General features: G+C 50.3%; 4 protein-coding genes and 1 pseudogene. 3 read left to right on the forward strand and 2 right to left on the reverse strand.

Features of this window, described 5'->3' with window-relative positions:
* Positions 1-775 (reverse strand): annotated as a pseudogene (locus tag PPL9_RS11895) (AMP nucleosidase); the annotation flags it as partial.
* 274 nt (positions 776-1049) lie between these two features.
* On the opposite strand from PPL9_RS11895, the gene PPL9_RS11900 reads away from it, so the two are divergent.
* From PPL9_RS11900 to PPL9_RS11910, 3 genes are all read left to right on the forward strand, one after another.
* A complete protein-coding gene (locus PPL9_RS11900; protein WP_057462893.1) occupies positions 1050-2270 on the forward strand; it encodes a glycerophosphodiester phosphodiesterase family protein in 1221 nt (406 codons plus the stop codon).
* Positions 2271-2694: 424 nt separating this feature from the next.
* A complete protein-coding gene (locus PPL9_RS11905; protein ID WP_063287226.1) occupies positions 2695-3792 on the forward strand; it encodes a site-specific DNA-methyltransferase in 1098 nt (365 codons plus the stop codon).
* A gap of 105 nt (positions 3793-3897) precedes the next feature.
* The gene (locus tag PPL9_RS11910) at positions 3898-4920 is read left to right on the forward strand and encodes a hypothetical protein (RefSeq protein WP_152986678.1); all 1023 of its coding nucleotides are present in this window, start codon (positions 3898-3900) and stop codon (positions 4918-4920) included.
* A 54-nt stretch (positions 4921-4974) separates the two neighbouring features.
* Here the strand turns inward: PPL9_RS11910 and PPL9_RS11915 are convergent.
* Positions 4975-5172, reverse strand: a 198-nt coding sequence (locus PPL9_RS11915) for a S4 domain-containing protein (protein WP_280139052.1), incomplete at its 5' end; no start/stop codon positions are given.

Below are 5172 nucleotides of genomic sequence, written 5' to 3' on the forward strand. Positions count from 1 at the left end.
CGTAGGTGATGAGGTTGCCCGGCTCGACAAAGGCTACATATCCGCTCTCCGGATCATTGATCAGCTCTTTTGCCATCTGCGCAAAGCCATCAATGTAGAACTGATAGTTTGTGAAGAGCACGAAGTTCTGGAAATAGCGCGGTGCGGTTGCGGTGTAGTGCTGCAAGCGATGCAGGGAGTAATCCACACGCGGAGCCGTAAACGGCGCCAGCGGCTCAAAGCCATCTTTCGAACGGTAGGTGCCATTGGAGATGGCATCATCCATGACAGCAAGATCAGGCACATCAAACACATCACGTAGCGGGCGCTCTTCGCTGGATGGCAAAGCGCCTTCCACGTGTGCGCCGTCATAAAAGGCAAAGTGCAGCGGGATTGGCTGATCACTTTCAGCGATCACGACTTCAAGGCCGTGGTTTTTGATCAAAAGATCAATCTGATGTTCCAGGTAGTTCTTAAAAAGATCTGGCCGGGTGACTGTGGTTTTGTATTTGCCAGGCCTTGCCACAAAGCCATAGGACAGGCGCGTATCGACGCGGATGTGGCTGGATACTTCAAATCGCAGTTCCGGGTAAAATGCTCTGACCCGGTTTTCCGGCATGCAGCCCTGTGCAGCCTCTTTAAAATTCTCACGTAGAAAATCAGTCGCCCGATCAAACAAATAGATCAGGTGCGCAACAGCTTCACTGGCATCTTTAAAGGATTGTGGGGGAATTGTCTCAGGCGTACGGATGGAACGGCTTTCCATCACAACGTCGCTATCGGATATAGTCGACACGTTCGGTTTCTCCTCTTTCGTGTCACTATATATCTGAGGGATGTTTACGACAGGGTCAAGACAAACTGCGGACAAATGTGGTTTATTTTTTAGTGAGTGAGGATATTTTCACGCAGCGTCAGTTTCAGCTCTGCACACAGAGTTGAGATTCATAGCTACATATTTACCCTTATCTCCTTCAGTTTATTCTGTAAAACTATCCCGAAAATTGCATCGGCGAGTTCTAGAGGCACTTTGCGGGACTACGCTTCAGATGATCGGGAGGGATCTTTTTATGCACTTTGTTCGTACCACTGCGCTTGGTTTGGTGGCTGGCGCCTGCCTCACTGTGAGCGCACACGCCGCCCAATTGGGGCCGCGGCCTACTTTTCTCGTTGCACAGATGCAAGAGAGCCCATTGAAGGACAAGTTGCGCGCCTGTATCGGCAATCCTGCAAAGGCTTCCAGTTTCACGATCGGGCACCGTGGGGCACCGCTGCAGTTTCCTGAGCATACTTTAGAGTCTTATCAAGCTGCGGCTGTGATGGGTGCGGGGGTGCAGGAATGTGATGTTACCTTCACCAAAGATAAGGAGCTGGTCTGCCGTCATTCTCAAAATGATCTGGCGACAACAACAAATATCCTCGCGACTGATCTGGCCAGCACGTGTGTTGCTCCGTTTACTGCTGCTGCCAATGGCGAGAAAGCAGCTGCAGAATGCAGAACCTCTGAGATCACATTGGCGGAGTTCCAAGGTCTCACTGGCAAAATGGACGCCTCAAATCCAGCTGCAACAACGGTTGAGGACTTCCTGAAAGGCACAGCTGACTGGCGCACGGACCTTTATGCGGCAGCTGGTGCTGGTGGGACTTTGATGACCCATGCTCAATCCATTAAGCTCTTCAAAGAACAGGGCGTTAAATTTACGCCGGAGTTGAAGCGCCCGAGCGTAAAAATGCCGTTAGACGGGTTCACTCAGGAAGATTTCGCTCAGAAGCTAATTGAAGAGTATAAAACAGCAGGTGTTCCGGCATCTGACGTTTATCCGCAGTCCTTCTTTTTGGATGATGTGCTGTACTGGATCAAGAATGAGCCTGAGTTTGGAAAGCAGGCCGTGTTCCTTGATGGTCGGTTCCGTATGCAGGGCTTTGACGCATCTGATCCAACCAGCTTCAAGCCGTCCATGGCTGAGCTGAAAAAGATGGGCGTGAACTATATCTCCCCCCCTCTTTGGATGCTTGTCACTCTGGATGACGGGAAGATCGTGCCGTCTGCTTATGCAAAGGCTGCGAATGAGGCTGGCATCAAGATCTTCACCTGGACGCTGGAACGCTCAGGCCTACTCTCTCACAACAAAGGCGGCTGGTACTATCGCAGCATCAATGATGCGATCACCAGCGAAGGTAGTGTTTATGAGCTGCTGGATGTGCTGGCGCAGGATGTAAAGGTCAGCGGCGTGTTTTCTGACTGGCCAGCGACCGTCACGTTCTACGCCAATTGCATGGGGATTGAGTAAGCCCCTCTCCTGCACTGATTTGCAATTTGGAAGCGCGCCTCATATGGCGCGCTTTTTTTTGCGCTGTCCGCAGCGTAAGCCCTGCCACACTCGTTAACCGATTTGCCCGCTGTCCCCGCAGTGCGTTTACCTTGTTCTTTTTAGCCAGCAAAAAAGCTTGACTCTCAAAAAAATATTTAGGGTCTCTATTTTCGCCATTTTAACTCCTCATAAACCTCTACCCCAAGGGAATCCGCGGTCGAATATTAACGGGAGTTAACTTCGAGACGAATATTCGAATCTGTAAATAAAGCGTTGATTCTAAAAGAATAAAAGATATCCACTATTAACCTCTGGTTTACCATAGTGGGTAACCATAGCACTCATGAATTGCGTGAGGTGTTGCGTCGCAATGAGAGTACAGCGTAAAGAAGGGGTGTCCTTGATGGCACCCCACATTTCCACCAAGCCAGACTGGCTTGATACAATTATTAAGGGCGACTGTGTTGAGGCTTTGAACAAGCTTCCAGACAACAGCGTGGATGTGGTTTTCGCCGATCCCCCTTATAACCTACAGCTGGGCGGAGATCTGCACAGGCCTGATCATTCGAAGGTAGATGCCTGCGATGATCACTGGGATCAGTTCTCCAGCTTTAAAGCTTATGATGAGTTCACTCGTGCTTGGCTGCAGGCGGTTCGCCGCGTGTTAAAGCCAAACGGGTCCATCTGGGTTATTGGCTCTTATCACAACATTTTCCGCGTTGGTGCGGTGATGCAGGACCTTGGGTTCTGGATCAACAATGATGTGGTTTGGCTGAAAACAAACCCGATGCCGAACTTCCGTGGCAAACGTTTTACTAATGCTCATGAGACGCTCATCTGGGCCTGCCCTTCACAAGAGAGCAAGCCGACCTTTAACTACGATGCGATGAAGACGTTTAACGACGATCTTCAGATGCGGTCTGACTGGGTGCTGCCTATCTGCACTGGTCATGAACGCCTGAAGGACGACAACGGCGACAAAGTGCATCCAACTCAGAAGCCGGAGAGCCTGCTTTACCGCGTGCTGCTCTCCACTTCAAACCAGGGCGATGTGATCCTTGATCCATTCTTTGGCACAGGCACCACCGGTGCTGTTGCCAAGAAGCTTGGCCGCCACTTTGTGGGATGTGAGCGTGAAGACTCTTACATTAAAGCAGCTTCCGAACGGATTGACCGGGTTACACCTGCCAACGATGATTTTCTGGCGATGACACAAGGCAAACGCTCCCTTCCACGGGTTCCGTTTGGCAATTTGTTGGAGACAGGATTATTGACACCGGGCGCGGAACTGACCGATGCCCGTGGACGCTTCAAGGCTACGGTTCGCGCCGATGGTTCTTTGATCTGCGGCGAGCATTCAGGATCCATCCATAAGGTGGGTGCGCTCGTTCAGGGTCAGCAAGCCTGTAATGGCTGGACCTTCTGGCACATTAAACGTGGCAAGGCTCTTGAGCCGGTTGACGCCCTTCGGGAAGTCGTCCGCTCGCAAATGCCTAAGTAGCGTCTTACACAGTTCGTGTGGCGACCTCGCCCCACGGTTTACAGGGTTTGTCCCTGCTTCATATCCATATGACTTGGCCCCTGCCTTTCTAGGCGGGGGCTTTTTTTGTTTCACGAGTTTCTGAATGCTGCGTCTACTGAAGGTGAGCAATTAAGGGCTTTAAGCGTGATGAAGCTGCAACTTCTGCTAATCAGCCTCGCCCTACTTAAAGCCCACGCCCGCATGTCCAGTGAAAAAATTAGAAGGTCAGCAAATATGCCCGTAAATACCCCGATCCCGTTGATAGCAGAGGATCACCTCATTTTCGGCACTATCCGTATCAAAAATGAGCGTTTTGCTTTGCCACAGCTTCCAAGTTCCTATTTCATGAATGGGGACAATGAGTTCATTCGTCTGCGCTTGATGCATGCTAACGGCTTCAAGATTATGCCTAGAGAAACAACCTCTGTGGTTGCATTTTCGGGGGACTGGAACTCACGAGCTTCAATTACAGGTAATACTGAGCCTTATCAGCAGGTCACAAACCAGAGAACACACGCTACTTATTCTGACCAAACCGTAAACTACCAGCACGATTACGACTACACTCAGACATTCCGCTATACCGACGACATAATTTTCGCCCCGTTAGGTCACACCAAGACTAATATGCTCACCACAATTGACCACCTGAAAAAAAATGAAATCTCACTGAACAATCTGAGGTACAACAATCGAATAAAACAATACCTGCCCGATGGTATTTACTACATGTCTGAAGGCCCGCTAAGAGGTGCGTTTTTTGGGTGTCATTCCGAAATAACCAACGGCTTACTGACCCCGTTAAATATTGCAGATGCACGAACAGCTTATAGCTCTGTTCATACTGGTCATACGCTGATTACTCGAGAAGCAATGGTCGCCTTCGTCAACTCACTGCCTCAAGGTTTCTCCAATGCACCCTCGCTTTATCAGGCGGTTTTGCTTCTTGGGTCCAAGGAACAGAGTTTCCGCGTTTCTCAAAACGGGTTGTTGGGGCCCCTTATGACTGTCGCAACCAACACAAACTATTTTCCAGAGAATATGTTCAGCAGTCGAGATGAACAGTTCAATGTGGTGAAAAGCTTCATTAATAACTTTGAGGCTTAAGCGACAGGTGTCTATGGAAGATGGCCAGCAGCAAGCTGACCATCTTGATCCACTTTAACCGAACTCCACCAATGCCTTACGACGCTTCCCAACCGCTAGGGTCAGCCTTTCACCCGGTTTCAGGTCGCCTTCTGAAATCACCCGGGTTTCTTCCAGGACGATGGATGTATTCAGAAGAACACCGCCGCCGCGGATGAGGCGGCGGGCTTCGCTGTTGGTGGTGGCGAAGCCGGTTTTTACCAGCAGGGCCAG

The sequence above is a fragment of the Pseudovibrio sp. POLY-S9 genome (assembly GCF_001431305.1).
Classification (GTDB): domain Bacteria; phylum Pseudomonadota; class Alphaproteobacteria; order Rhizobiales; family Stappiaceae; genus Pseudovibrio.